The following is a 26,148-nucleotide window of genomic DNA, read 5'->3' as shown; positions in this document are numbered from 1 at the left end:
GAGCGGCAACAGCAACAAGAGCGGCAACGGGAACGCCAACGGCAACAACGGCAACAACGGCAAGGCCGGCAGAGCGGCCGAAGAGGGCGAGGGTGACGAGAAGGGCAGGGCCGAGGGGAAGGCCAAGGACGGCGGGAGCGGCGACCGCGCCACCTCCAAGGCGGCGCGCTCTGCCTCCTAGACCTCTCCGACCTGCGGTTTCATCACCCGTCTCGGGAGTGGTGAAAATTTTTTCGCCAAGGGTGTGACACTTTCGCCCGCCGCGGCGCAGTCATGAGTGAGCCGACTGGTCATCGGCCGTCGCACGGAGCCGGGGTTCCCCCCGTACCCGCGGCTCGTGCACCTGGCGCGGGCGGGACACGTTCCCCCGGTCCCGCCCGCGCCCCTCTTTCCTCCCTCACCAGTGGACGACGACCTTGTCGCCCTTCCTCACCTGCGCGTACAGGTCCGCGATCGCCGCCTCGTCCCGCACGTTGACGCAGCCGTGCGAGGCGCCGGCGTAGCCGCGGGCCGCGAAGTCGGAGGAGAAGTGCACGGCCTGGCCGCCGCTGAAGAACATCGCGTACGGCATGGACGCGTCGTACAGCGTCGACCAATGGTGCCGGGACTTCCAGTACACCTGGAACACGCCCTCCCGGGTCGGCGTGTACCGCGAGCCGAACCGGACCGCCATCGTCGACACGGTCCGCCCGTCGACCATCCAGCGCAGCGTCCGGGTCGACTTGCTGATGCACAGCACCCGGCCGGTCAGGCAGCGGGCGTCCGGCGCGTCGGCGGGCTGTCCGCCCATCAGGTACAGCTCCCAGTGGCCCGGTTCGCGGGTCATGTCCAGCAGCCGCCGCCAGGTGACGGTGTCGGTCCGCCCGGTCGGCGGCAGCCCGCGCTTGCCCTGGAAGCCGCGGACCGCGCGCTCCGTCAGGTCGTCGTAGGTCCCGGTCGGCCCGTCGAGGAGCCACTCGGCCTGGCGCAGCCGGGCCTGGAGCTCGCGCACGTCCCGGCCGGTGTCCCCGCGGGACCACAGCACGGCCGGCGCCGCCCCCGCCGGCGGCGGCGCGTCCGGCCCGCCGCCGGGGGAGGCGGCGGCCGGGGGCGTGGCGGGGACGTCGATGCGCACCGGCGAACGGTGCCCGCCGTCCGCGCCCGTCCCCTGGACGGTGCAGCCGCCCACCGCCGCCAGCGCCAGCAGCGCACCGATCGCCCCGTTCCTGCCCGTCCTGCGCACCACGGCCCCCCGCCGTCTCGTCGCGTCCGCCCGGTCCGTTCCGGCGTCCCCTGAGATGTTCCCCGCGGATGACGTGCCGCGAACGGCACGGCATGGTGGTGACCGGGGCCGCGGCGCGGCTGTGAGCAAGGTCCCAGTCCGCCCCGGTCCACCAGGTGCTCGCCCGCCGCTACAGTCCGTCGAAGGGTCGGCCTGTACTGGCGGGTAACGGGCGAGTATCCGCCGCACAACTGCTCAGCGGGAGGCACACACCATGGCGCGTGAGTCGGAGTCCGGACTGCCCATCGAGCCGGTCTACGGGCCGGAGGACCTGGAGGGCTGGGATCCGGCCGAGAAGCTGGGCGAGCCGGGGACGTACCCCTTCACCCGCGGCGTGTACCCGACGATGTACACCGGCCGCCCCTGGACGATGCGCCAGTACGCCGGTTTCGGCACGGCCGTGGAGTCCAACGCCCGCTACAAGCAGCTGATCGCCAACGGCACCACGGGCCTGTCGGTCGCCTTCGACCTGCCCACCCAGATGGGCCACGACTCCGACGCCCCGATCGCGCACGGCGAGGTCGGCAAGGTGGGCGTCGCCATCGACTCGATCGACGACATGCGGGTGCTGTTCGACGGCATCCCGCTGGACAAGGTCTCCACGTCGATGACGATCAACGCCCCGGCCGCGCTGCTGCTGCTCCTCTACCAGCTGGTCGCCGAGGAGCAGGGCGTCAGCGCCGACAAGCTCACCGGCACGATCCAGAACGACGTGCTCAAGGAGTACATCGCGCGCGGGACGTACATCTTCCCGCCCAAGCCCTCCCTGCGCCTGATCGCCGACATCTTCCAGTACTGCCGGGCCGAGATCCCGAAGTGGAACACGATCTCGATCTCCGGCTACCACATGGCCGAGGCCGGCGCCTCCCCCGCGCAGGAGATCGCCTTCACCCTCGCCGACGGCATCGAGTACGTCCGCACCGCGGTCGCGGCCGGCATGGACGTCGACGACTTCGCGCCCCGCCTGTCCTTCTTCTTCGTCGCCCGCACCACGATCCTGGAGGAGGTCGCCAAGTTCCGCGCCGCGCGCCGGATCTGGGCGCGGGTGATGAAGGAGGAGTTCGGCGCCGAGAACCCCAAGTCGCTGATGCTGCGCTTCCACACGCAGACCGCCGGGGTGCAGCTGACGGCCCAGCAGCCCGAGGTGAACCTCGTGCGCGTCGCCGTGCAGGCGCTGGCCGCGGTCCTCGGCGGCACCCAGTCGCTGCACACCAACTCCTTCGACGAGGCGATCGCGCTGCCGACCGACAAGAGCGCCCGGCTCGCCCTGCGCACCCAGCAGGTCCTCGCCCACGAGACGGACGTGACGGCGACGGTCGACCCCTTCGCGGGTTCGTACGTCATCGAGAAGATGACCGACGACGTGGAGGCGGCCGCCCTGGAGCTGATGCAGAAGGTGGAGGACCTCGGCGGCGCGGTCGACGCCATCGAGCGCGGCTTCCAGAAGAGCGAGATCGAGCGCAACGCCTACCGCATCGCCCAGGAGACCGACTCCGGCGAACGGGTCGTGGTCGGCGTCAACCGCTTCCAGCTCGACGAGGAGGAGCCCTACGAGCCGCTGCGCGTGGACCCGGCCATCGAGGCCCAGCAGGCGGAACGGCTCGCGAAGCTGCGCGCCGAGCGCGACCAGCGGGCGGTGGACACCGCGCTGGCCGCGCTGAGGAAGGCCGCCGAGGGCGAGGACAACGTCCTGTACCCGATGAAGGAGGCGCTGCGGGCCCGGGCGACGGTGGGCGAGGTGTGCAACGCGCTGCGCGAGGTGTGGGGGACGTACGTGCCGTCGGACGCGTTCTGACCCGGCGGGCCGCCGTGCGACACTCCCTGTCATGTTCGGCGTCATAGACCTCCCCACCTACCTCGCGGGCCTGATCCTCATCGTCCTGCTGCCCGGTCCCAACTCCCTCTACGTGCTGTCCGTCGCCGCCCGGCACGGCGTCCGCGCCGGGTACCGGGGGGCGGCCGGGGTGTGGTGCGGGGACACCGTGCTGATGACCCTGTCGGCGGCCGGGGTCGCCTCGCTGCTGCAGGCCAACGCCGTGCTGTTCGGGATCGTGAAGTACGCCGGCGCCGGGTACCTGACCTGGCTCGCGGTCGGGATGCTGCGGGCCGCGTGGGCGATGTGGCGGACCCGGCGGGAGCGGGCGGCGGAGGGGGCGCCGGCCGGTGCCGCCGGGAGCGAGGAGCGGCCCTTCCGGCGGGCGCTGATCATCAGCCTGTGCAACCCGAAGGCGATCCTGTTCTTCGTCGCCTTCTTCGTGCAGTTCGTCGACCCGGGCTACGCCCACCCGGCCCTCTCCTTCGTCGTCCTCGGCGCCTTCGCCCAGCTCTTCAGCTTCCTGTACCTCAGCGCGCTGATCTTCAGCGGCACCAGGCTGGCCGCCGCCTTCCGGCGCCGCAAGCGGCTGTCGGCGACGGCCACCTCGGCGGCGGGCGCGCTGTTCCTCGGGTTCGCCGTGAAGCTGACGCTGGCCGGCGCCTGACGGCTCAGCCCCGGCCGAAGCGGGCCGTGTAGTCCGCGAGGCCGGCCGGGGTGTCGCCGGCCCAGCCGACGTACCCGTCCGGGCGGACGAGGAACAGCCCCGGCCCGTACGCCGGGTGGGCCGGTCCCCGCACCACGCGCACCGGCTCCGGCACCGCGGGCGCCGGCACGTCCAGCGCGAGCAGCGTCCAGTGCGGGCCGCGGAAGGCGTCGAAGAGCCGTACGCCGCCCACCGTCCCGTCGGGCGCGCGGTCCCCGGCGCGCACCCGGCCCGCCGGGGCGGTACGGCTCTCCCGGGCGAGCGACGACTCCCGGTAGTGCAGATCCAGTTGCGTGGTCGCCGCCCCGCGCCGCTCCTGCCCGCGGTGCACGCGCGTCGACAGGCCGAGCACCTCCGCGGCCACGGCCCGCCGCTCCTCCTGGTAGGTGTCCAGCAGCCCCGGGTCCGCGCCGCCCAGCACCGCGCCCAGCTTCCAGCCCAGGTTGTAGGCGTCCTGCACGCTGGTGTTGAGCCCCTGCCCGCCGGCCGGCGAGTGGATGTGCGCCGCGTCCCCGGCGAGGAACACCCGGCCCGCCCGGAACCGGTCCGCGAGCGCCGTCCGCGGCCGGAACTCCGAGGCCCACCGCACCTCCGTCACGTCGTCGGGGGCCAGATGGGAGCGGGCGGCGACCGCCCTGCGGACGCCGGCCGGGGAGAGGTCCACGGCGGTGTCCTCCGGGAAACGGGCGACGACCTGGAAGTCCTCGGTCCCGGCGAGCGGGCACACCGTGAGGAAGCCCTGGTCGTCCCCGCGCGGCGGGAAGAGGTGCCAGTGGTCGCGGTCCAGGCCCGTGATCCGCACGTCCGCCACGAGCGTCGGCAGCGGGTCGACCTCCTCGCCGGTCATGCCGACGCCGACCGCGCGCCGCACGGCCGAGCGCCCGCCGTCGGCGGCCACCGCGTACCGGGCGGTCAGCTCGGTGCCGTCGCCGCACCGCACCCGTACGCCGGAGGCGTCCTGGTCGAGGTCCGTCACCTCCCGGCCGAAGGCGATCCGTCCGCCCAGCTCCTCCAGCCGCGCCCGCAGGATCTCCTGCGTGCGCCACTGCGGCACCATCCACGGCTCGTTGTACGGCGCGTCCTCGGTCACCTCGACCGGGTCGGACATCCGGTGCTCGCCCATCCGCCGGCCGTCCCGCCAGACCATCCCGGTCGGGTAGCCCCCGCCGGCCGCGCGGATCGCCGCCAGCACGCCGAGGTCGTCGAACACCTCCATGGTGCGCGGCTGGATCCCCTTGCCGCGCGAGCCGGGAAACAGCCCGTCCGCCCGCTCCACGACCAGCGCGTCCACGTTGCGCCGGGCCAGATCGATGCCGAGGGCGAGCCCGGTGGGGCCCGCGCCCGCGATCAGTACGTCCACTGTCATGCCGCCACACTCCTTAACGCCGTTAAGTGCTGTGGTCACGAGCGTGCCCTTAACGGCGTTAAGCTGTCAAGCTGTTCCGCGTGGGTACCGAACGACGCGCCCCCCTCGACCGCCAGCGGGTCGCGGACACGGCGCTGAAGCTGCTGAACGAGGTCGGGCTGGAGGGCCTGACGCTGCGGGCCATCGCCAGGGAGCTGGACGTCAAGGCGCCGGCGCTGTACTGGCACTTCAAGGACAAGCAGGCGCTGCTGGACGAGATGGCGACCGAGATGTACCGGCGCATGGCCGCCGGCACCTCCCGCGACCCGGACGACACCTGGCAGGAGCGGCTGCGGAAGGCCAGCCGGGGGCTGCGCGCGGCGCTGCTCGGCTATCGCGACGGGGCGAAGGTGTTCAGCGGGTCACGGTTCACCGGCATCGAGCACGCCGAGCGGATGGAGGACGACCTGCGGCTGTTCACGGCCGCGGGATTCAGCCTGCCGCGGGCGGTGCGCGCGCTGACCACGGCGCACCTGTACACGCTCGGCTTCGTCACCGAGGAGCAGGGCGTGCGCCCGGTGCCCGGTGAGCGGCGAGCGGGCTACGACATGGCGGAGCGCGCCCGCCTGATGGCCGGCTTCCCGCTGTCGGCCGCGGCGGGCGCGGAGATCTTCGAGGACCACGACCGGCACTTCGAGGAAGGCCTGGACCTGCTGATCGCGGGGATCGAGGCGCGGCAGGCGGATTCCTGACCCGCCGTCAGGTCCGTCCGGCCGGGGACCGGCGCGTCCCGCGGGCCGCGCGCGGGCCGGCCGGCGGCAGCGGATCCGGGGGGAGCCGCCGGCCGGCGGCGGAGCGAGGGCGGACCGCCGGCCGGCGGCGGATCGCGGCGGGCCGCCGGCCGGCCGTACGCCCCGTGAAGGGTCAGCGCGCCCGGGAGAGCGCCGACCGCAGCCGCGGGGTCAGCGGCTCCTCGACGAACCGGTTCAGCAGCCAGGCCAGCAGCAGCATCGAGGCCACCGTCAGGGCGAAGCTCGGCGCCGACGCCAGGTGCAGACCGCGGTGCAGGGCGTGGATCACCACCCAGCCGAGGTGCTCGTGGACCAGGTAGAACGGGTAGGTCAGCGCGCCCGCCACGGTCAGCCAGCGCCAGTTCGCCCACTGCAGCCAGCCCAGCGCGATCGCCGCCACCGCCGCGAAACCGAGCGTCACCACGAGGACGATCCCGAACGACGAGCGGTAGGAGAAGGCGTCCACGCTCGGCGCGTGCCAGAGCTCCCGGACCGCGTGGTGCTGCCCGATCAGCCAGCTCACCCCCACGATGCCCCATGCGCAGGCGTCCCGCCGGTCGCGGTGGACCAGGTAGAGGCCGATGCCGCCGACGAAGAACGGGGCGTACTCGGGCATCAGGACCAGGTCCAGCAGCGGCTCGTTCGCGGCCTGGGCGATCGCCGCCGCCAGGGTCCAGCCCGCGCAGAACAGGACGACCCGGTGGCGATTCGCCCCGGGCAGGACGACGCACAGCGCGAACAGGGCGTAGAAGCGGATCTCCGCCCACAGCGTCCAGCACACGCCCAGCACCCGGTCCGCGCCCAGGGGCTGCTGCAGCATCGTCAGGTTCACCAGCGCGTCGCTCGGCGACACCGCCTCGTAGGCGACCGTCGGCAGGGCGAACACCGCCGTCACCAGTACGACCGCCACCCAGTAGGCGGGCAGCAGACGGGACGCGCGGGAGGCGAAGAACGACGCCAGCGGGCGGCCCCAGCCGCTCATGCAGATCACGAAACCGCTGATCACGAAGAAGACCTGCACGCCGAGACAGCCGTAGGCGAAGAACTCGTGCAGCGTGGGGAACTGCCGCGCGGGCGAGGTGCCCCAGGCGTCGGTGACCTCGCCGCCCCGCCCGCCGTAGTGGTACGCCGCCACCATCAGCGCGGCGACCAGCCGCAGCCCGTCCAGGGCGCGCAGCCGGCCGCCCGGGCGCTTCGCCGCCCGCGGCGGCGCGGCCGGGGCGTTCCGCTCCCGGACGGACGCGGCCACGGCGGGCTGCGGCCTCGATGTGCTGACGGCCGTTTCGGTCACGCTGCTGCCTTTCCCGGGACGCTGCGGGTTCTGTCGGGCGTGCTCCTGACCGCCTTCACCCAGGCCGGAGGAGAACCGCTACCGGAAGCGTAGGACGGGACTTCGCGTACGACTGTTCGACAAAGTCACCCTTTACCGGCCTGTCCCCAAGGGTTCATCCGACGGTTCTCCGCCTGTTCCGTCCGGCGCTCAGCGGCGTACCGCCTTCTGGATCGCGCGGGCCCGGCGCACGATCCGGCGCGCGGTGGCGCTGCGCGGGAGGAACGACAGCTGGGCGGGCACCCCGCCGGGCAGTCCCAGCGAGGTGAGACGCCTCTTCTTGAAGTACCGCCGGGTGTAGGCGTTCAGATGCCGCGCCAGGTACTGCTCGGCCTCCGGGCGCAGCTCGGGCAGGATCTTCGGCTGCATCGCGAAGCCGACGGCCCGGACCAGGCCGGCGAGGGCGTCGGTGTCCGCGCTCCGGCGCTGCTCCTCGACGGCGGCGCGGTCGGTCAGCTCGGGCAGCAGCGCGTCGACGATGGTGACGGGGACGCGGTTGCTGTTCTCGTACGGGGTGAGGCGCTCCAGCAATATCTCCGTGCCCACGCGGGCGACCGGCAGGCGGTACAGCGCGGACGCGGTGAGCAGGGCGGTGGAGAAGCAGCCGACGACCAGCGCCGGACGCATCCGCTGGTACAGCACCTCGGCCAGGACCGGTGTGTCCAGCACCGTGAGGTCCACGCCGAGCTTCTCGGCCTCCTGCTCCAGGGTGCGGGCGTAGCGGGCCGGGGCGGTCGGGTGCGGCTTGAACACGACGCGGGTGTGGCCCAGGCCGAAGGCGCCCCTGAGCATCCGCACATGCAGGTCCTCCTCCTCGTCGGGGGAGAGGATGCCGAGCGCGGACAGGTACTGGCCCAGCAGCAGCGCGGGCTCCTCGATCCGGGGCAGCTCGGCCCCGGTGTCGACGAGTTCGGCCAGCACCTTGGTGAACGCGGCGGTCGGCACCACCTCCGGCTCCACGCCGAACTCGGTGAGCAGCAGCGGCTTCAGACCCGGCACCAGTTCGAGGTGGAGCAGCCGCTCGATCCGCGTGCCGACCAGCGGGTCGATCTTGTTGCGGGTGGGTCCGTAGCTCATCAGGCCGTCGGCGTAGACCGTCACGGGCGCGCCGACGAAGATCTGCGCCACGCCGAGCGCCGGATGCACCTGGATCGACTCGACGGCGAGCTCCACGTCGTCGTCACCGAGGTCCCAGGCCAGCCGCAGGTACCGCTCCCACAGGGGGACGTCGTCCGCGCGCGGCGCCCAGCCCCCCGGATGGAAGGGGAAGATGGTCTCGTTCCACGACACCACGTCGTCGAACCGGTCGCGCAGCCGCTCGAACCCGGGCATGTCGTCGACCGCCGGAGTGGTCTCCGGCGTCGCCGCGTTGTTGGACACGAGCAGGATCCGCCGGTCGGCGGCGTCGAAGCAGCCGGCGTCCAGGGCGGCGGCCAGCGTGGCCGTGCCGTACAGCGTCGAGGCGAGGAAGATCTGCGTGGTCACGCGGCCACCTCCGCGCCCTGGGCGGGACGGCGGCGCAGCCGGCGCAGACGCGTGGCGCGCTCGGTGTCCATGGAGTCGAGCGCCTGGTCGAGCACGTCCTGCGGCATGCGCCGCAGCGCGGCGGCGCTCATCGACTTCAGTTTCCGGGCCACGGGAGGCTCGAACCTTTCGATGGATCCAAGGTGGTGGGAAATGATCGCGCAGTAGGTGCGCACGGCCTTCGGCAGCAGGGTCGCCGCGTCCGGGTCCGCGGCGGTCTCCTCGACGACCTGGTCGAAGGCGCGGATGAAGTCGAGCTGGCGCACGTCGCCGATCTGGGTGAGCGACGAGGCCACCCCGCGCCGGTAGAACACGCCGAGCAGCCCGGAGACCGCGAAGGACTCCGCTTCCCGGTGCAGCTTCCAGATCCACGGCCGGTCCTCGGCGGTGCGCAGCCCGTCCGGGAAGTGCAGCAGGCCGCGGTCGAGCAGCCGGCGGTGGTAGATGCCGGCCCAGGCGTAGGGGTAGTCGACCGAGGTGGAGCGGTGCGTGGGCAGGATCGCGTCGCGCGGGCGCAGGACGACGCCCCGGCGGCCGAGCGGCACCCGGTGCACGGAACGGGCCCGCGCGGTGCACTGGACGTGGTCGACGCGCAGGAAGTCGCAGCCCAGCTCTTCGATCTGGGCGACGAGGCGGGCGTAGTAGCCGGGGGCCAGCCAGTCGTCGCCGTCCAGGAAGGTCAGGTACTCGCCGCGCGCCGCGTCGATGCCGGTGTTGCGCGCGGTGGCCAGGCCGCCGTTCTGCTCGTGCCTGACCAGCACCGCGCCGGGCAGCTCGCGCTCCGCGCGCGCGAGGATGTCCGGTGTGCCGTCGGTCGAGCAGTCGTCGACGAGAATGAACTCGAAGTCCTCACGCGCGTTCGCGCGCAGGCTCCGGAGGGTGTCGGGGGCGTATTGCTGCACGTTGTAGAACGGCACGATGACGGAGAGCTTGAGCACGTCAGCGACGTTAGGGGGCGGCCCGGCCTTCGTCTTTACCTGAAACTTGCGGTCGGGTGAACGGCGCATGGCGATGCCATGAAGCAGGCGCTATTCCGCGCTCCCGGCGGCCCGATTCGCCATTCGGCGGCGTGCTGTTAACCGTTTGTTGCACTCGGGTTGGGCGGTTCCTAGAAATGGCTTCCTAGCGTCTTCGGCGTGCCAGCAAGTGCAGCAAGTACCACGACGACGGGGCCGGCGGAGACGGCGAGGCCCCGGCGGATCGCCGTCCTCGCGGATTCCGACACCCGGTGGAAGTGGGGCGCCCTCACCGCGAACCGCATCGCCCCGGCCGGTCCCGACGGCTCGGACCTCCGCCTGGACGGCTACCTCCTGCGGGGCCGCGCCACGCCCACCGCCCGCCAGCTGCGGGAGGTCGGCGTCCGGGCGGACGCCCTGCACGAGGTGACCGCGGTCGAGTTCCTGCGGGCGATGGCCGAGGAGTCCTACGACATCCTGGTCCTCGCCCTGGTCGGCGGCGGGGTGCAGGCGATGCTGCACGGCCTGAAGCGGGTCTGGGAGGACCGGGCCGACCGGCCCGTCGTCGTCACCGGCTACGTCGGCGTCGTCTACGAGAAGCTCGCCGACGGCCTGCTGCTGCGGCACGGCGCCGACCTCGTGCTCGCCAACTCCCGCCAGGACGCGGAGCGTTTCCGCGCCGTGTACGAGGGGGTGGGCGCCGACGCCTCGTCGGTGACCGAGGTGGCGCTGCCGTTCCTGGGCGGGGAGCCCTACACCGGCGAGCACGACCCCTACACGGTCGTCTTCGCCGCCCAGCCCTCGGTGCCGGAGAGCCGCAAGGACCGTACGTACCTGCTGAACCGGCTGATCCGGCACGCCCGTGCGCACCCCGAGCGCGAGGTGCTGCTCAAGCTGCGCTCCAAGCCGGGCGAGCACACCACCCACATCGAGGAGCTGCCCTACCAGAAGCTGGCGCAGAAGACGGACCTGCCGCCCAACTTCCGCCTGGTGTACGGGCACATGGGCGAGGTCCTCGACCGCACCGACCTGCTGGTGACCGTCAGCTCCACGGCGGCGCTGGAGTCGCTGCACCGCCGCATCCCCACGGTCGTGCTCACCGACCTCGGCGTGCGCGAGGCGCTGGGCAACCACCACTTCGTCGGCTCCGGCTGCCTCGCCTCCTGGGACCAGCTCGACGCCGGCCACCGCCCGGTGCCCGACGAGGAGTGGGTCGCCCGGCAGGGCGTCGCGGCCGGGGGCTCCTCCTCCGGGGGAGGCTCCTACGCGACCGCCTTCGACGCGGCCCGCGAGCGCATCGCCGAACTGCTCGCCCAGCCCGGCGGACTGCCGCCGCTCACCCCGTACTACACGCCCGCCACCGCCCCCGGCTATCTGCCCGGCATCCTCGCCCGCCACCACCTCGGCCCGGACGGCACCCCGCTGCCCGGCGCGCCCGCCGCCGACAGGGAGCCCGGACCGGTCCGGCAGATCGTGCGCCGGGCGGCGCGCGGCGCCTACCGGCACGGCGTGCAGCGGGTCGCCCCGGTGATCCGGCGCATGGGGGAGCTGTGAGTCCCGGGACGACACCCGCCGCCGTACGTCAAGGAGTACATCCCATGTCCGACCAGGAAGCGGGCCGGGGCGCCGGAGCGCGCCGCGTGCTCGCGGTGATCCCCGCCCGCGGCGGCTCCAAGGGCGTGCCCGCGAAGAACCTCGCCCCCGTCGGCGGCGTACCGCTGGTCGCCCGGGCCGTGCGCGAGTGCCGCGCCGCCCGGCTGGTGACCGACGTCGTCGTCTCCACCGACGACCAGGCCATCGCCGCCGCCGCCCGGCAGGCCGGCGCCGAGGTGGTGCTGCGTCCGGCCGCCATCGCCGGCGACACCGCCACCTCCGAGGCCGCCGTGCTGCACGCCATGGACGCGCACGAGGCGCTGCACGGCCGTCCGGTGGACATCGTGCTGCTCGTCCAGTGCACCAGCCCGTTCGTGGTCCGCGAGGACATCGACGGGGTCGCCGCCGCGGTCGCCGAGAACGGCGCCGACACCGCCGTCACCGTCGCGCCCTTCCACGGCTTCCTCTGGCGGGACGCCGACGCCGAGGCGGCCACCGGCGGCGCGGCCACCGCCGCCGACTCCCTGAGCAGCGGCGGCGGCTACGGCGTCAACCACGACAAGTCCTTCCGCCCCCGCCGCCAGGACCGCCCGCAGGACCTGCTGGAGACCGGCGCCGCCTACGCCATGGACGCGGCCGGCTTCCGCGAGCACCGGCACCGCTTCTTCGGCCGCACCGAGCTGGTGCGCACCGACCCCGCCCGCGTGCTGGAGATCGACGATCCGCACGATCTCGCCCGGGCCCGGGCGCTGGCGCCGCTGTTCGACGCGGACCGGCCCGGCGCCCTGCCGACCGCCGGCGACATCGACGCGGTCGTACTCGACTTCGACGGCACCCAGACCGACGACAGGGTGCTGATCGACTCCGAAGGACGGGAGTTCGTCTCCGTGCACCGCGGGGACGGCCTCGGCATCGCGGCCCTCAGGCGCAGCGGCCTGAAGATGCTGATCCTGTCCACGGAGCAGAATCCGGTCGTCGCCGCCCGGGCCCGGAAGCTGAGGATTCCGGTGCTGCACGGCATCGACCGGAAGGACCTCGCGCTGAAGCAGTGGTGCGAGGAGCAGGGCATCGCGCCGGAGCGCGTGCTCTACGTCGGCAACGACGTCAATGACCTCCCGTGCTTCGCCCTCGTCGGCTGGCCCGTGGCGGTCGCGAGCGCCCACGACGTCGTGCGCGGCGCCGCACGCGCGGTCACCACCGTCCCCGGTGGCGACGGCGCGATCCGAGAGATCGCCAGCTGGATCCTCGGCCCCTCTCTCGATTCCCTCACCAAGTAAGGACGACTCCTGCCATGAGCACCAACTCCCGCCTCCGCACGCTCGGTTCCCGCGAGGTCGGTCCCGGCCGCCCCGTCTACGTCACCGGTGAGATCGGCATCAACCACAACGGTGAGCTGGAGAACGCCTTCAAGCTGATCGACGTGGCCGCCGAGGCCGGCTGCGACGCGGTCAAGTTCCAGAAGCGCACCCCGGAGATCTGCACCCCGCGCGACCAGTGGGACATCGAGCGCGACACCCCCTGGGGCCGGATGACGTACATCGACTACCGCCACCGCGTGGAGTTCGGCGAGGACGAGTACCGCCGGATCGACGAGTACTGCAAGGAGAAGGGCATCGACTGGTTCGCCTCCCCGTGGGACACCGAGGCCGTCGCCTTCCTGGAGAAGTTCGACGTCCCGGCCCACAAGGTGGCCAGCGCCTCCCTCACCGACGACGAGCTGCTGCGCGCCCTGCGCGCCACCGGCAAGACGATCATCCTGTCCACCGGCATGTCGACGCCGAAGCAGATCCGCCACGCCGTCGAGGTCCTCGGCAGCGACAACATCCTGCTCTGCCACGCCACCTCCACCTACCCGGCGAAGGCCGAGGAGCTCAACCTCCGCGTGATCAACACGCTGGAGAAGGAGTACCCGAACGTCCCGATCGGCTACTCCGGCCACGAGACGGGCCTGCAGACCACGCTCGCCGCCGTCGCCCTCGGCGCCGTCTTCGTCGAGCGCCACATCACCCTCGACCGCGCCATGTGGGGCTCCGACCAGGCCGCCTCGGTCGAGCCGCAGGGCCTGGCGCGCCTGGTCCGCGACATCCGCACCATCGAGGCGTCCCTCGGCGACGGCGTGAAGAAGGTCTACGAGTCCGAGCTCGGCCCGATGAAGAAGCTGCGCCGCGTCCAGGGCGTCGTCGCCGAGGCGGAGATCGCCGCCGCGGCGGGCGAGCCGGTCACCGTCTGAGCCCGCCCCACCCCACCACCACCCCCTTACGACGGGACGGTCGTACGCCGATGAGCCCCCGCGCCGGGTCAGCCGGCCCCCGCACTCTCGCCTTCGTCGAGAGCCCGGTACAGCTTCTGAACGTGCTGGAGTGGGCGCACGCGCACGCGCTCCGCGCGGGGAACTCCCAGGGCGACGCGCCCCCGGGGCCGGGGCTCACCCTCGTGGTGCTGTCCCCGACCGACCCGATGACCCGCGGTCAGCTGCGCCGCATGGCGGAGCTGGCCCGGCAGGAGGGCTACGAGGTCCGCTGGGAGGAGGCGCGGGGCGGCGCGACGGCGCCGTTCCAGACCGTCGGGGGCCTGGCGGGACCGCTGCGCCGGGCGACCCGGGTGGTGATGGGGGACCCCTTCTCCCGGTACGTCCAGCTGCTGCTGACCATCACCCGGGCCCGTGACCTCGTCGTCGTCGACGACGGCACGGCCACGATGGAGTTCGTCGGGCAGCTCGCCCGCGGCGAGCGGCTGGTGCGCTGGCACCGCAAGGGCGGCCGGCCGGCGCCGCGGGACCTGCTCTTCGCCCCCGTGTCGTCCGCGGCGCGGCGGCGGCTGACGCCGGGCGGGCGGCGGAGCGTGGAGGTCTTCTCCTCCATGCCGGTGCAGGAGACGCCGCGGGGCGTGACGGTGACCGCGAACGACTTCGCCTGGACCCGGGCCCGCTTCGGCCCGCCGCACGTCACCAAGGGCGCCGACCTGGTCGGCACGTCCCTGGTGGAGACCGGGGTGGTGGACGGCGAACGCTACCTGGCGGCCGTCCGCGCCCTGGCCGGGGCCCACGGCGCGACCCGTTACTTCGCGCACCGCCGAGAGAGCGCCGAGAAGCTCCACCGGCTCGCGGTGGAGACCGGCCTGGAGGTCGTCCGCCCCGACCTCCCCCTGGAACTGATCGCCCGTCGCGGCCCGATCGGCCGCACGGTGCTGAGCTTCCCGTCCACCGTCGTCCACACCCTGCCGCTGGCCCTGGCCGGCACGGGGGTGAAGGTGGCGGTCTGCGACATCGACCCCGCCTGGCTGACGGACACCGCCTCCCCCCGGGCCCAGGGCTTCCTGTCGGGCGTGACGGGGACCGCCCGGGACGTGCACCGGCTGTCGAGGGTGAGCGCGGTCTAGCCGTTCCCTCCGGGAGGGCGCGGCCCGGCGAGCCGGGCCCCGGCGGCGCCGGCCGGAGGCCCCGCACCGGACCGTCCGGACTTCTCCGCCGCATGACGTCCGTCACGTGAACGGGTCGGCGTGAGCACGGCGACGCGTGGTATCCGTGAGAAGAGGGTGGGTACCGGAGTGTGGCTGATGTCACACTCCATGGATTCCATGATCGACTCGGCTGAAAAAGCCCGAGTTTACCCACCTGAGCCGACAGTCATGCGCCGGGCGGCAAGGTTTTCTTCCCCCGAGGGACTGAACTTTTGTTGATCGCAGGTCAACCTTCCGCTTCGGCGTCCTACCCTTCAGAGGGTGAAGCAACTGATGTCCCCAGAGTCCGAGGTCGACCTCCCAGGAGAAGCCCTGCTTCCCGGCGCGCTGCCCGAGGCGCTGCGTGCCGAGCTCGTCGCGTTTCGCCGCGATCTGCACATGCACCCCGAGCTCGGCAACCAGGAGTTCCGCACCACCGCCGCGATCAAGGAACGGCTGGAGCAGGCCGGCCTGAAGCCGCGGGTGCTCCCCACCGGGACCGGACTCGTCTGCGACATCGGCGCGCCGGAGGAGCAGGAGGCGGGCATCCTCGCCCTGCGGGCCGACATCGACGCCCTGCCCATCCCGGACATGAAGAGCGACTGCCCGTACCGGTCCACCGTGCCCGACCGCGCCCACGCCTGCGGCCATGACGTGCACACCACCGTGGTGCTCGGCGCGGGCCTGGTCCTCGCCGCGCTGCACCGGCGGGGCGCGCTGCCCCGGCCCGTGCGGCTGATCTTCCAGCCCGCGGAGGAGGTGCTGCCTGGCGGCGCCGGCGACGTCATCGCCGCCGGCGGACTGGACGGCGTCGAGCAGATCCTCGCCGTGCACTGCGACCCCCGGGTGGACGCCGGGCGGATCGGCCTGCGCGAGGGGCCCATCACCTCGGCCTGCGACCGGCTGGAGATCGTGCTCGACGGGCCCGGCGGCCACACCGCGCGGCCCCACCTGACCACCGACCTCGTCACCGCCGCCGCCCGGGTCGTCACCGACGTGCCCGCGCTGGTCGCCCGGCGCGCCGACAGCCGCAGCGGACTCGCCGTGACCTGGGGCCGGATCGAGTCCGGGCACGCCCCGAACGTCATCCCGCAGCACGCCGAGCTCTCGGGCACCGTGCGGTGCCTGGACCTCGACGTGTGGCGGCAGGCCCCGGACCTCGTGGTCGCGGCGATCGACGAGGTCGCCAACCTGCATCGGGCCAAGTCCGAGATCAACTACGTGCGGGGCGTCCCGCCCGTCGTCAACGACCCGGCCGTGACCGAACTGCTCCGGGAGGCCATGGTCGCCCGGCGCGGGCCGGAGTCCGTCGAGGGCACCGAGCAGAGCCTCGGCGGCGAGGACTTCTCCTGGTACCTGGAGCACGTGCCCGGCGCCATGGCGCGGCTCGGCGTGCGTCCCCCCGGCGAGCGCACGGTGCGCGACCTGCACCAGGGCGACTTCGACGTGGACGAACACGCCATCACCGTCGGCGTGGAGCTGTTCACCGCCGCCGCGTTCTTCGGCACCCCCCGGTGACCTCGGCCCGCTCCGGCCGCGGCCGGAGCGGGCGCGGGCCGGCCTGGTGCGCGCGGAGTCCGGGCAGCGCCGACCGCGTTCCGCATGCGCCTTTCGATCCCCTTCACTCCCCTTCGAACCGGTGGTTCACAAGGACGTAACCGGCCACCGCCACGAATGGATAACGGCCCCGCGGAACCCCGTTCCCAGGAGTTTCTACGCGCGTTAATGTGCGCCGAACCGAGCGCCCGCTGCGGGGCTGTGGAGAATGGGGAACTTCAGATGCGTCGGATATCCAGACTGACCCGCGTCGCGGTGGGGGCCGCCTCGCTCGCCCTCGCCGCCACGGCCTGCGGCGGCACCAGCAGCGAGAGCAGCGGCGGCGAGAAGGACACCAGGAGCGGCAAGGGCCTCGCCATCGCGTACGACATCGGCGGCCGGGGCGACCAGTCCTTCAACGACGCCGCCTACGCCGGCCTGCGGAAGGCCAGGAGCGAGTTCGGCTACCAGACCGCCGACATCGAACCCACCGAGGGCGAGACCGACGCCGACAAGGAACAGCGCCTGGCCTCGCTGGCCCGGCAGGGCTACGACCCGATCATCGGCGTCGGCTTCGCCTACGGGCCGGCGATGAAGACCGTGGCCGCGAAGTACCCGGACACCACCTTCGGCATCGTCGACTCCGTGGTCGAGGGCAAGAACGTCGCCTCCCTGGTCTTCGCCGAGGAGCAGGCGTCCTACCTCGCCGGCGTCGCCGCCGCCAAGGCCACCGAGTCCAGGATCGTCGGCTTCGTGGGCGGTGTCGACATCCCGCTGATCCACAAGTTCCAGGCGGGCTTCGAGCAGGGCGTGAAGGACACCGACCCGAAGGTCGAGGTCCTGTCGCAGTACCTGACGCAGACCGCGGAGGAGGGCGGCTTCTCCAGCCCCGACAAGGGCAAGGCCGCCGCCGAGGGCCAGATCGAGAAGAAGGCCGACGTCGTCTACCAGGCGGCCGGCCTGTCCGGGCAGGGCGTCATCGAGGCCGCCGCCAAGGCGAAGGTCTGGGCGATCGGCGTCGACTCCGACCAGTACAAGCAGGAAGCCCTCGCCGAGTACAAGGACCGCATCCTCACCTCCGCGCTCAAGGACGTCGGCGGCGCGGTGTACGCCCTGGCCGAGTCCGTCGAGAACGGCGAGCCGCTGACCGGCACCCGGACCTTCGACCTGAAGGCCGACGGCGTCGGCCTCTCCGAGAGCAACCCGGAGTTCGCCAGGATCCCCGGCCTCAAGGACGCGGTGGCCGAGGCCGAGGAGGGCATCGTCGACGGCTCCATCAAGGTCAGGACGGAGTAGCGGAAACCCGGTGACGCGGCGTCGCGGGCGGGCACCCGCACCGGGTGTCCGCCCGCTTCGCACGTCACCCACCGCCACCCCCCGTTCGCGGTCGGCAAGGGTCCGGCGCACCGCCGCGTGGCGTTGGCCACGGGCGCATAACAAGGTGGACAGAAGGGGTTTTCAGGCCGGTCTACGCGCGTTAATCTGCGGCGAAACCAGCGCCGATGCCGAACCGTCCGGCGCTTGTACGACTAGGAGCACCACACATGCGCCGGATTTCCCGGATCACGGTCGCAGGCGCGGCGACCGCATCCTTGGCCCTCGCCCTCGCCGCCTGCGGCACCACCTCCACCTCCGGCTCGGCGGACACGAAGGGCGACAAGGGCCTCGCCATCGCGTACGACGTCGGCGGCCGGGGCGACCAGTCCTTCAACGACGCCGCCTACGCCGGTCTGCAGAAGGCGCAGAAGGAGTTCGGCTACACGACGGCCGACATCGAGCCCACCGACGGTGAGACCGACGCCGACAAGCAGCAGCGCCTGGAGTCCCTGGCCAAGCAGGGCTACAACCCCGTGATCGGTGTCGGCTACGCGTACGCCGCCGCCGTCAAGGGCGCCGCCGAGAAGTTCCCCGACACCACCTTCGGCATCGTGGACGACTCCACGATCAACGCCGAGAACGTGGCCGACCTGGTCTTCGCCGAGGAGCAGGCGTCCTACCTCGCCGGCGTGGCCGCCGCCGAGAGCACCGAGACCGGCGTCGTCGGCTTCGTGGGCGGTGTGGACAACCCGCTGATCCACAAGTTCCAGGCGGGCTTCGAGCAGGGCGTGAAGGACACCGACCCGAAGGTCGAGGTCCTGTCGCAGTACCTGACGCAGACCGCGGAGGAGGGCGGCTTCTCCAGCCCCGACAAGGGCAAGGCCGCCGCCGAGGGCCAGATCGAGAAGAAGGCCGACGTCGTCTACGCGGCGGCCGGCCTGTCCGGGCAGGGCGTGATCGAGGCCGCCGCCGCCAACGAGGTGTGGGCGATCGGCGTCGACTCCGACCAGTACAAGCAGGAAGCCCTCGCCAAGTACAAGGACCACATCCTCACCTCGGCGACGAAGGACGTCGCCAAGGCGGTGTACAACCTTGCGAAGTCGGTCGAGGAGGGCAAGCCCGAGACCGGTATCGTCAGGGGCGATCTGAAGACCGGCGAGGTCGGCCTCGCGGACTCCAATCCCAAGTTCAAGGCCGACACCGAGCTCCAGGAAGCCATCGAGACGGCCAAGGAGAAGATCGTCAGCGGCGAGATCGAGGTCAAGAGCAGCTGATCACCGCATCGCCTCCGAGCAGCGTGTGACCGCGGGGTCGCGTCCGCTCGACGGGGTACGGGGAGGCCGCTGCCCGTACCCCGTCGTCGCGGTGCGTCGGCCCCTTTGTATGCCATAGGGGCGCTACGCGCGTAGACGACCCCCGTCCCCAGGAGAGTGCGCCATCAACGCGTCCAGCAGCCCTCCGGCCGGTGCGGCGGCGGGCGGTCAGCAGACCGCCGTCGAACTCGCCGGGATCACCAAGCGTTTCCCGGGCGTCGTGGCCAACCACGACATCCACCTCACCGTCCGCAAGGGCACCGTGCACGCCCTCGTCGGCGAGAACGGCGCCGGCAAGTCGACGCTGATGAAGATCCTCTACGGCATGCAGAAGCCGGACGAGGGCACCATCGCCATCGACGGCGAGCAGGTCAGCCTGTCCTCGCCGGCCGACGCCATCGCCCGCGGCATCGGCATGGTGCACCAGCACTTCATGCTCGCCGACAACCTCACGGTGCTGGAGAACGTGGTGCTGGGCAGCGAGAAGCTGTACGGCATCGGCGCGAAGGCCCGCCGCAGGATCAACGAGATCTCCGAGCGGTACGGCCTCGACGTGCGCCCCGACGTGCTGGTCGAGGAGCTCGGCGTCGCCGCCCGCCAGCGCGTGGAGATCCTCAAGGTCCTCTACCGCGGCGCCCGCACGCTGATCCTGGACGAGCCGACGGCCGTGCTCGTGCCGCAGGAGGTGGACGCGCTCTTCGCCAACCTGCGCGAGCTGAAGTCCGAGGGCCTGTCGGTCATCTTCATCTCGCACAAGCTCGGCGAGGTCCTGTCGGTGGCCGACGAGATCACCGTCATCCGCCGCGGCACGACGGTCGGCACGGCCGTCCCCGCCGAGACCACCCCGCGCCAGCTCGCCGAGATGATGGTCGGCAGCGAACTGCCGACCCCGGAGACGGCCGAGTCGACGGTCACCGACCGCCCCGTCATCACCGTCGACAAGCTGAGCCTGCGGGCGCCGGGCGGCAAGGCGCTGCTGGACGACATCAGCTTCACCATCCACGCGGGCGAGGTCCTGGGCATCGCCGGCGTCGAGGGCAACGGCCAGACCGAGCTGGTCGACGCGCTGATCGGCCTCAGGCACGCCGACTCCGGCACGATCGTCCTCGCCGGCGAGGAGATCACCGCCTGGCCCACCCGCAAGCGCCGCGAGCAGGGCATCGGCTACATCCCCGAGGACCGCCACCGCCACGGCCTGCTCCTGGAGGCCCCCCTCTGGGAGAACCGCATCCTCGGCCACGTCACCGAGAAGCCCAACGCCAGGGGCTTCTGGCTGGACCCGAAGGCGGCCCAGGAGGACACGCGCCGGATCGTGACGGCGTACGACGTGCGCACCCCCGGCATCGACGTCACCGCCGCCTCCCTGTCCGGCGGCAACCAGCAGAAGCTGATCGTCGGCCGCGAGATGAGCCACAAGCCGCGCTTCCTCATCGCCGCCCACCCCACCCGCGGCGTGGACGTCGGCGCCCAGGCCGCGATCTGGGACCACATCCGCGCGGCCCGCCACGAGGGCCTGGCCGTGCTGCTGATCTCCGCCGACCTGGACGAGCTGATCGGTCTGTCCGACACCCTCCGGGTCATCTACAACGGCAGGCTGGTCGCCGACGCCGACCCGGCCACCATCACCCCCGAGGAGCTCGGCTCGGCCATGACCGGCGCCGCCACCGGACACCTGGAGCACGAAGAGACCGCTGAGTCTCCGGAAGACGAGGCCCGCTGATGAAGAAGTTCGACCGGGAGCGCGTGCTCCTCGCGGTGGCCGGACCGGTCATCGCGCTCGCCGTGGCCTTCGTGCTGAGCGCGATCGTGCTGATCGCCTCGGGCAAGAGCCCCGTCGAGCCGTTCGCCCTGATGTTCGAGCAGGCGGCGTTCTCCGACATCCAGGTCCTGATCGTCAACCAGGCGTCGATGTACTACATCGCCGCCCTCGCGGTGGCCATCGGCTTCCGGATGAACCTGTTCAACATCGGCGTCGACGGCCAGTACCAGCTCGCCGCCATGATGGCCGCCGTCGTCGGCGCCCACCTGAACCTGCCGGCCGTGCTCCAGATCCCGCTGCTGATCCTGACCGCCCTGTTCACCGGCGCCTTCTGGTCCGGCGTCGCCGGCGTCCTGAAGGTCACCCGCGGGGTCAGCGAGGTCGTCGCGACGATCATGCTGAACGCGATCGCCACCTCCGTCATCGCCTACCTGTGGCTGCCGGACGTCTTCGGCGTCAAGGTCGGCAACAACAACACCACCGGCGAGATGCACGCCTCCGGCTGGGTCCCCGGCATCGACCTGGGCGCGGCCGGCGAGATCTACGGCCTGGTCGTCCTCGCCGTCCTGCTCGGCATCGGCTACTGGGTCGTCCTCAACCGCACCCGCTTCGGCTTCGACCTGCGCGCCTCCGGCGCCTCCGAGAGCGCCGCGGCGGCCAGCGGTGTGGACCCCCGGCGCATGGTGCTCACCGCCATGCTGATCTCCGGCGGCATCGCGGGCCTGGCCGGCCTGCCGATCCTGCTCGGCGACACCCACACCTACAGCCTGAACTTCCCCACCGGCATCGGCTTCCTCGGCATCGGCATCGCCCTGCTCGGCCGCAACAGCCCCGTCGGCATCGCCTTCGCCGCCCTGCTGTGGGCCTGGCTCGACAAGGCCTCGCCCGAGCTGGACTTCCACGGCTACGACAAGGAGATCGCGGTCATCATGCAGGGCCTGATCGTCCTCTCGGTCGTCGTCTCCTACGAGGCCGTCCGCGAGTGGGGCCTGCGCCGCCAGCAGCGCCGGGTCGGCGCGGAACTGGCCGCCGGCCACGTCCTCGGCGCCGACAACAACACCACGAAGGAGGTGGCCGGCCGATGACCGCTCCGACCACAGCGACCGACGTCAACCAGCCCACACTGCAGCCCGCGGCACCGACCGGCCGCCGCCTGTCGTGGCCCGTCCTGCTGCTGATCATCGCCGGAGCGCTGGCGCTGACCTCGCTCGTCCGCATCGTCACCGGCGCCGACGGCATCACCAACGTCAGCCAGATGTCCACCGCGCTCCAGCTCGCCGTCCCGATCGGCCTGGCCGGTCTCGGCGGCCTGTGGGCCGAGCGCGCGGGCGTCGTCAACATCGGCCTCGAGGGCATGATGATCCTCGGCACCTGGTTCGGCGCCTGGGCCGGGTTCCAGTGGGGCCCGTGGACCGGCGTCCTGGTCGGCCTCGCCGGCGGCGCGCTCGGCGGCCTGGTGCACGCCGTCGTCACCGTCACCTTCAACGTCAACCACATCGTCTCCGGTGTGGCGATCAACATCCTCGCCCTCGGCGCCACCCGCTACCTCGCGCCGCTGGCCTTCGAGGGCCACCCGGGCGGCTCCGCCAAGCAGTCCCCGGCGATCGAGTCCCTCGGCCACTTCACGGTTCCGGGCCTGTCCGACGCGCTCCGCGACCTGAACGCCAAGGGCTGGTTCTTCGTCTCCGACATCGCGGGCCTGCTCGGCGGCCTGGTCACCGACGTCTCCTGGCTGACCCTGATCGCCGTCGCGCTGATCCCCGGCACCTGGTGGGTGCTGTGGCGCACCGCGTTCGGCCTGCGCCTGCGCTCCTGCGGCGAGAACCCGGTCGCGGCCGAGTCGCTCGGCGTCAACGTCTACAAGTACAAGTACCTGGCCGTGGTCGTCTCCGGCGCTCTGGCCGGCCTCGGCGGCGTCTTCCTGTCCCTCGTGGCCAACCCCTTCTACCTGGAGGGCCAGACCAGCGGCCGCGGCTACATCGGCCTCGCCGCGATGATCTTCGGCAACTGGATGCCGGGCGGCCTCGCCATCGGCGCGGGCCTGTTCGGCTACACCGACAGCCTCAACCTGCGCGGCGGCTCGGCGAACGTGCACGCGCTGCTGCTGCTCGGCGCGCTGCTGCTGGTCATCGGCGCGATCTGGCTCGCGGTCCGCAAGAAGTACGTCCAGGCCGCGATCACCCTGGTCGTCGGCGCCCTGGTGTTCGCCTGGTACGCGGGCACCGACGAGGTCCCCAACCAGGTCGTCTCCGCCACGCCGTACGTCATCACCCTCGTGGTCCTGGCCCTGTCCGCCCAGCGGCTGCGCATGCCGAAGGCGGACGGCCTGCCGTACCGGAAGGGGCAGGGCAAGTGACGGCCGGGGTCGACTGGGCGGCGCTGCGCGCGGCGGCGCGAGAAGCCATGTCCCGCGCGTACGCCCCCTACTCGGGCTACCCGGTGGGGGTCGCGGCCCTGGTCGACGACGGCCGCACGGTCACCGGCTGCAACGTCGAGAACGCCTCCTACGGCCTCGGCCTGTGCGCCGAGTGCGGGCTGGTGTCGCAGCTGCAGAACACCGGCGGCGGCCGGCTCACGCACTTCACCTGCGTGGACGGCAACGGCGACATCCTCGTCCCGTGCGGCCGCTGCCGGCAGCTGCTGTACGAGTTCGGCGGCCCGGACCTGCTGCTGGAGACTCCGGCGGGGATCCTGCCGCTGTCACAGATGCTGCCCCAGGCCTTCGGCCCGGACCATCTCACCAAGTGAGTCCCCCCGCGGCCCCTCCGAGTCGATCGGAGGGGCCGCGCACTTTCGGAACGTTCGGAAGGAACCCCCATGGCCATGGACGCCATCTCCGTCATCCGCACCAAGCGGGACCGCGGCGAGCTCAGCGACGAGCAGATCGACTGGGTCGTCGACGCGTACACCCGCGGGGAGGTGGCCGACGAGCAGATGTCGGCCCTCGCGATGGCCATCCTGCTCAACGGCATGAACCGCCGCGAGATCGCCCGCTGGACGGCCGCGATGATCGCCTCCGGCGAGCGCATGGACTTCTCCTCCCTGTCCCGCCCGACCGCGGACAAGCACTCCACGGGCGGCGTCGGCGACAAGATCACCCTGCCGCTCGCCCCGCTGGTCGCGGCCTGCGGCGCGGCCGTCCCCCAGCTGTCGGGCCGCGGCCTCGGCCACACCGGCGGCACGCTGGACAAGCTGGAGTCGATCCCGGGCTGGCGGGCGCTGCTGACCAACGAGGAGATGCTGTCCGTCCTGGACGGCGTCGGCGCGGTGATCTGCGCGGCGGGCGACGGCCTGGCCCCCGCCGACAAGAAGCTCTACGCCCTGCGGGACGTCACCGGCACGGTCGAGGCGATCCCGCTCATCGCCTCCTCGATCATGTCGAAGAAGATCGCCGAGGGCACCGGCTCCCTGGTCCTGGACGTGAAGGTGGGCAGCGGCGCCTTCATGAAGACCATCGAGGACGCCCGCGAGCTGGCCTCCACGATGGTCGGTCTCGGCACCGACCACGGCGTGCGGACGGTCGCGCTGCTGACGGACATGTCGACCCCGCTGGGCCTGACCGCGGGCAACGCCCTGGAGGTCCGCGAGTCGCTGGAGGTCCTGGCGGGCGGCGGCCCGGCGGACGTGGTGGAGCTGACCCTCGCCCTGGCCCGCGAGATGCTGGACGCGGCCGGACTGAAGGACGCCGACCCGGCGAAGGCGCTGGCCGACGGCTCGGCCATGGACGTCTGGCGCCGCATGATCGCCGCCCAGGGCGGCGATCCGGACGCTCCCCTGCCCACCTCGCGCGAACAGCACGTGGTGCCGGCCCCGGCCTCGGGCGTCCTGACCCGCCTCGACGCCTACGACGTCGGCGTCGCCGCCTGGCGCCTGGGCGCGGGCCGGGCCCGCAAGGAGGACCCGGTGCAGGCCGCGGCGGGCGTGGAGCTGCACGCCAAGCCGGGCGACACGGTGACCGCGGGACAGCCCCTGCTGACCCTGCACACCGACACCCCCGAGCGTTTCGCCTACGCGCTCCAGGCGCTGGACGGCGCCTACGACGTCGCCGCGCCGGGCACGGAGTTCACGCCGTCGCCGGTGGTGCTGGAGCGCATCGCCTGACCGGGGCCGTGACCGCGGGCCGCTGAGGGCAAGGCCCTTTCGGGCGAACGGGACCGGTGGAGCGCCACCGGTCCCGTTCGGCGTGCCGGGAGCGGTGACGCACCGGTGGGAGACCCCGCCCTGAGCGCACCCGCCGTCGGGATCACTTCCCGGTCCACCGCGGCCAGCGACCGGATCGAGAAGGCCGCGGGCCACGCCCAGGCCGCAGTGCCCCTGCATCTGCTCATCGACGGCCGGACCCCCACGGTCCCACCCTCACGCTGTACGGCGAACCTCAAGGGGACGTCCACCGCGTCCCGCGCGCCGGAGGGTCCGGCGCGCGGGTCCTGGTGCCGGAGCCCTTCGGCCTCGGGCTCGGCACCGACGAGTTCCGCACGGGCTGAAGGGTCAGCCCAGCGACGCCGCCACCACCACCAGCACCGGCACCGCCACCACCGTCGACAGCAGGATCGCCTCCCGGGCCAGCACCTCGCCCACCCGGTACGCGCTCGCGTAGGTGAACAGGTTCTGCGCGGCCGGCAGCGCCGAGGTCACCACCACGTCCAGCAGGGCCGGGCCCCGCAGCCCGAAGACCCCCGCCGCCAGCGCCCAGGCCACCACGGGCTGGGCGAACGACTTCAGCGCCACGGCCAGCAGCACGGGGGCCCGTTCGGCGCCGCGCAGCGGGAGCGTGCTGCCGCGCAGGGAGATGCCGAAGGCCAGCAGGACGGCGGGGACCGACATGTTGCCGATCAGGGTGAGCGGGTCCATCAGCGGACCGGGAAGGTCCACGCCCGCCGCCGACGCCGCGACCCCGGCCAGCGAACCCACCGCCACCGGGTTGCGCAGCGGGGTCAGCAACCGCTGCCACCACGGCCGTTCCGCCCCGCCGCCCGCGACGTCCAGGATCGTCAGCGCCACCGGGGTGACGGCGACCAGCTGGAACAGCAGCACCGGCGCCACCAGCGAGGCGTCGCCCAGGACGTACACCGCGATCGGGATGCCCAGGTTGCCGGAGTTGACGTAACTGGAGCACAGGGCGCCGATCGTGGTGCGGCCCACGCCCCAGCGGCGCACGGCGCCGACCGCCACGAACGCCCCCGCCACCGCCGCCGTGCTCATCGCCGTCACCAGCAGCCGGCTGGAGAAGACCACGGACAGGTCGGCCCGTGCGAGCGTGGTGAACAGCAGGGCGGGTGAGGCCACGTGGAAGGCGAGCCGGGTCAGCACCTCGCGGCCCTGGTCCCCGAGGTGACCGCCCCGGCCGATCACATACCCCACGCCGATGACGACGGCGATCACCGCGAACCCGCTCAGCACCCCCTGCACGGCGGCTCCTCGTGGGCAGGGAGGGCATCGCGCAGCGCGGCGGGACCAGATGCTTGG

21 protein-coding genes and 1 pseudogene are annotated in these 26,148 nt (G+C 72.5%); 16 read left to right on the top strand and 6 right to left on the bottom strand.

Annotated features, from left to right (window positions below; translation table 11 throughout):
• Nucleotides 1-181: pseudogene (locus ABD363_RS12485) on the top strand (hypothetical protein); the annotation flags it as partial.
• A 216-nt stretch (nucleotides 182-397) separates the two neighbouring features.
• Here ABD363_RS12485 and ABD363_RS12480 read toward each other — a convergent pair.
• Nucleotides 398-1,222 carry a L,D-transpeptidase family protein gene (locus tag ABD363_RS12480; RefSeq protein WP_344602744.1) on the bottom strand — a complete coding sequence of 275 codons (825 nt, stop codon included), beginning with the start codon at nucleotides 1,220-1,222 and terminating at the stop codon, nucleotides 398-400.
• 253 nt (nucleotides 1,223-1,475) lie between these two features.
• Here ABD363_RS12480 and ABD363_RS12475 point away from each other — a divergent pair, with 253 nt between their 5' ends.
• Both ABD363_RS12475 and leuE read left to right on the top strand, forming a co-directional pair.
• Nucleotides 1,476-3,056 (top strand): acyl-CoA mutase large subunit family protein, encoded by a 1,581-nt coding sequence (locus ABD363_RS12475; protein ID WP_344602585.1) that lies wholly within the window; start codon nucleotides 1,476-1,478, stop codon nucleotides 3,054-3,056.
• A 31-nt stretch (nucleotides 3,057-3,087) separates the two neighbouring features.
• Entirely contained in the window at nucleotides 3,088-3,741 is a 654-nt protein-coding gene (gene leuE / locus ABD363_RS12470; protein WP_344602583.1) for a leucine efflux protein LeuE, read from the top strand.
• A gap of 4 nt (nucleotides 3,742-3,745) precedes the next feature.
• Here leuE and ABD363_RS12465 read toward each other — a convergent pair whose 3' ends face one another.
• A complete protein-coding gene (locus tag ABD363_RS12465) occupies nucleotides 3,746-5,146 on the bottom strand; it encodes an FAD-dependent monooxygenase (RefSeq protein ID WP_344602581.1) in 1,401 nt (466 codons plus the stop codon).
• Between the two features lie 80 nt (nucleotides 5,147-5,226).
• Between ABD363_RS12465 and ABD363_RS12460 the strand changes: the two genes are divergently transcribed.
• Nucleotides 5,227-5,877: a TetR/AcrR family transcriptional regulator C-terminal domain-containing protein gene (locus tag ABD363_RS12460; protein WP_344602579.1), complete on the top strand. Its 651-nt coding sequence runs from the start codon at nucleotides 5,227-5,229 to the stop codon at nucleotides 5,875-5,877.
• Between the two features lie 172 nt (nucleotides 5,878-6,049).
• Here ABD363_RS12460 and ABD363_RS12455 read toward each other — a convergent pair whose 3' ends face one another.
• From ABD363_RS12455 to ABD363_RS12445, 3 genes are all read right to left on the bottom strand, one after another.
• Entirely contained in the window at nucleotides 6,050-7,207 is a 1,158-nt protein-coding gene (locus ABD363_RS12455; protein WP_344602577.1) for an acyltransferase family protein, read from the bottom strand.
• Between the two features lie 189 nt (nucleotides 7,208-7,396).
• On the bottom strand, nucleotides 7,397-8,731 hold the full coding sequence (locus ABD363_RS12450) for a polysialyltransferase family glycosyltransferase (protein ID WP_344602575.1): 1,335 nt from the start codon (nucleotides 8,729-8,731) through the stop codon (nucleotides 7,397-7,399).
• Nucleotides 8,728-9,708, bottom strand: coding sequence for a glycosyltransferase family 2 protein (locus ABD363_RS12445; RefSeq protein ID WP_344602573.1), 981 nt, complete (start codon nucleotides 9,706-9,708; stop codon nucleotides 8,728-8,730). The genes ABD363_RS12450 and ABD363_RS12445 overlap by 4 nt, the downstream gene beginning before the upstream one ends.
• Nucleotides 9,709-9,969: 261 nt before the next feature.
• On the opposite strand from ABD363_RS12445, the gene ABD363_RS12440 reads away from it, so the two are divergent.
• The 12 genes from ABD363_RS12440 (at nucleotide 9,970) to ABD363_RS12385 (ending at nucleotide 24,783) form a co-directional block, all read left to right on the top strand.
• Entirely contained in the window at nucleotides 9,970-11,280 is a 1,311-nt protein-coding gene (locus tag ABD363_RS12440; protein WP_344602742.1) for a DUF6716 putative glycosyltransferase, read from the top strand.
• A 44-nt stretch (nucleotides 11,281-11,324) separates the two neighbouring features.
• Entirely contained in the window at nucleotides 11,325-12,596 is a 1,272-nt protein-coding gene (locus tag ABD363_RS12435) for a cytidylyltransferase domain-containing protein (protein WP_344602571.1), read from the top strand.
• A gap of 14 nt (nucleotides 12,597-12,610) precedes the next feature.
• Nucleotides 12,611-13,549 (top strand): N-acetylneuraminate synthase family protein, encoded by a 939-nt coding sequence (locus tag ABD363_RS12430; protein ID WP_344602569.1) that lies wholly within the window; start codon nucleotides 12,611-12,613, stop codon nucleotides 13,547-13,549.
• Between the two features lie 50 nt (nucleotides 13,550-13,599).
• Nucleotides 13,600-14,697, top strand: a complete 1,098-nt coding sequence (locus ABD363_RS12425; RefSeq protein WP_344602567.1) for a hypothetical protein — start codon at nucleotides 13,600-13,602, stop codon at nucleotides 14,695-14,697.
• 354 nt (nucleotides 14,698-15,051) lie between these two features.
• Nucleotides 15,052-16,275, top strand: a complete 1,224-nt coding sequence (locus ABD363_RS12420) for a M20 family metallopeptidase (RefSeq protein ID WP_344602565.1) — start codon at nucleotides 15,052-15,054, stop codon at nucleotides 16,273-16,275.
• Nucleotides 16,276-16,536: 261 nt separating this feature from the next.
• Entirely contained in the window at nucleotides 16,537-17,589 is a 1,053-nt protein-coding gene (locus ABD363_RS12415) for a BMP family lipoprotein (protein WP_344602563.1), read from the top strand.
• Between the two features lie 248 nt (nucleotides 17,590-17,837).
• Nucleotides 17,838-18,884 carry a BMP family lipoprotein gene (locus ABD363_RS12410; RefSeq protein WP_344602561.1) on the top strand — a complete coding sequence of 349 codons (1,047 nt, stop codon included), beginning with the start codon at nucleotides 17,838-17,840 and terminating at the stop codon, nucleotides 18,882-18,884.
• A gap of 163 nt (nucleotides 18,885-19,047) precedes the next feature.
• Nucleotides 19,048-20,643: an ABC transporter ATP-binding protein gene (locus ABD363_RS12405; protein WP_344602740.1), complete on the top strand. Its 1,596-nt coding sequence runs from the start codon at nucleotides 19,048-19,050 to the stop codon at nucleotides 20,641-20,643.
• On the top strand, nucleotides 20,643-21,767 hold the full coding sequence (locus ABD363_RS12400; protein ID WP_344602559.1) for an ABC transporter permease: 1,125 nt from the start codon (nucleotides 20,643-20,645) through the stop codon (nucleotides 21,765-21,767). The genes ABD363_RS12405 and ABD363_RS12400 overlap by 1 nt, the downstream gene beginning before the upstream one ends.
• Nucleotides 21,764-23,038, top strand: a complete 1,275-nt coding sequence (locus ABD363_RS12395) for an ABC transporter permease (RefSeq protein ID WP_344602557.1) — start codon at nucleotides 21,764-21,766, stop codon at nucleotides 23,036-23,038. The genes ABD363_RS12400 and ABD363_RS12395 overlap by 4 nt, the downstream gene beginning before the upstream one ends.
• Nucleotides 23,035-23,430, top strand: a complete 396-nt coding sequence (locus tag ABD363_RS12390) for a cytidine deaminase (protein ID WP_344602555.1) — start codon at nucleotides 23,035-23,037, stop codon at nucleotides 23,428-23,430. The genes ABD363_RS12395 and ABD363_RS12390 overlap by 4 nt, the downstream gene beginning before the upstream one ends.
• Before the next feature lie 69 nt (nucleotides 23,431-23,499).
• Entirely contained in the window at nucleotides 23,500-24,783 is a 1,284-nt protein-coding gene (locus ABD363_RS12385; protein WP_344602553.1) for a thymidine phosphorylase, read from the top strand.
• Between the two features lie 387 nt (nucleotides 24,784-25,170).
• Here ABD363_RS12385 and ABD363_RS12380 read toward each other — a convergent pair whose 3' ends face one another.
• A complete protein-coding gene (locus ABD363_RS12380) occupies nucleotides 25,171-26,091 on the bottom strand; it encodes an AEC family transporter (RefSeq protein WP_344602552.1) in 921 nt (306 codons plus the stop codon).
• Nucleotides 26,092-26,148: the final 57 nt, after the last annotated feature.

This window comes from Streptomyces glaucus, from assembly GCF_039533365.1.
GTDB lineage: Bacteria > Actinomycetota > Actinomycetes > Streptomycetales > Streptomycetaceae > Streptomyces > Streptomyces glaucus.
This window is presented reverse-complemented; position numbering and strand designations above follow the sequence as displayed.

What these genes read in the sequence shown, in the direction of transcription:
- ABD363_RS12475 (WP_344602585.1), top strand. Translation starts at nt 1,476, where the DNA reads ATGGCGCGTGAGTCGGAGTCCGGACTGCCCATCGAGCCGGTCTACGGG.
- leuE (WP_344602583.1), top strand. Translation starts at nt 3,088, where the DNA reads ATGTTCGGCGTCATAGACCTCCCCACCTACCTCGCGGGCCTGATCCTC.
- ABD363_RS12465 (WP_344602581.1), bottom strand. Translation starts at nt 5,146, where the DNA reads ATGACAGTGGACGTACTGATCGCGGGCGCGGGCCCCACCGGGCTCGCC.
- ABD363_RS12435 (WP_344602571.1), top strand. Translation starts at nt 11,325, where the DNA reads ATGTCCGACCAGGAAGCGGGCCGGGGCGCCGGAGCGCGCCGCGTGCTC.
- ABD363_RS12430 (WP_344602569.1), top strand. Translation starts at nt 12,611, where the DNA reads ATGAGCACCAACTCCCGCCTCCGCACGCTCGGTTCCCGCGAGGTCGGT.
- ABD363_RS12425 (WP_344602567.1), top strand. Translation starts at nt 13,600, where the DNA reads ATGAGCCCCCGCGCCGGGTCAGCCGGCCCCCGCACTCTCGCCTTCGTC.
- ABD363_RS12420 (WP_344602565.1), top strand. Translation starts at nt 15,052, where the DNA reads ATGTCCCCAGAGTCCGAGGTCGACCTCCCAGGAGAAGCCCTGCTTCCC.
- ABD363_RS12415 (WP_344602563.1), top strand. Translation starts at nt 16,537, where the DNA reads ATGCGTCGGATATCCAGACTGACCCGCGTCGCGGTGGGGGCCGCCTCG.
- ABD363_RS12410 (WP_344602561.1), top strand. Translation starts at nt 17,838, where the DNA reads ATGCGCCGGATTTCCCGGATCACGGTCGCAGGCGCGGCGACCGCATCC.
- ABD363_RS12400 (WP_344602559.1), top strand. Translation starts at nt 20,643, where the DNA reads ATGAAGAAGTTCGACCGGGAGCGCGTGCTCCTCGCGGTGGCCGGACCG.
- ABD363_RS12395 (WP_344602557.1), top strand. Translation starts at nt 21,764, where the DNA reads ATGACCGCTCCGACCACAGCGACCGACGTCAACCAGCCCACACTGCAG.
- ABD363_RS12385 (WP_344602553.1), top strand. Translation starts at nt 23,500, where the DNA reads ATGGCCATGGACGCCATCTCCGTCATCCGCACCAAGCGGGACCGCGGC.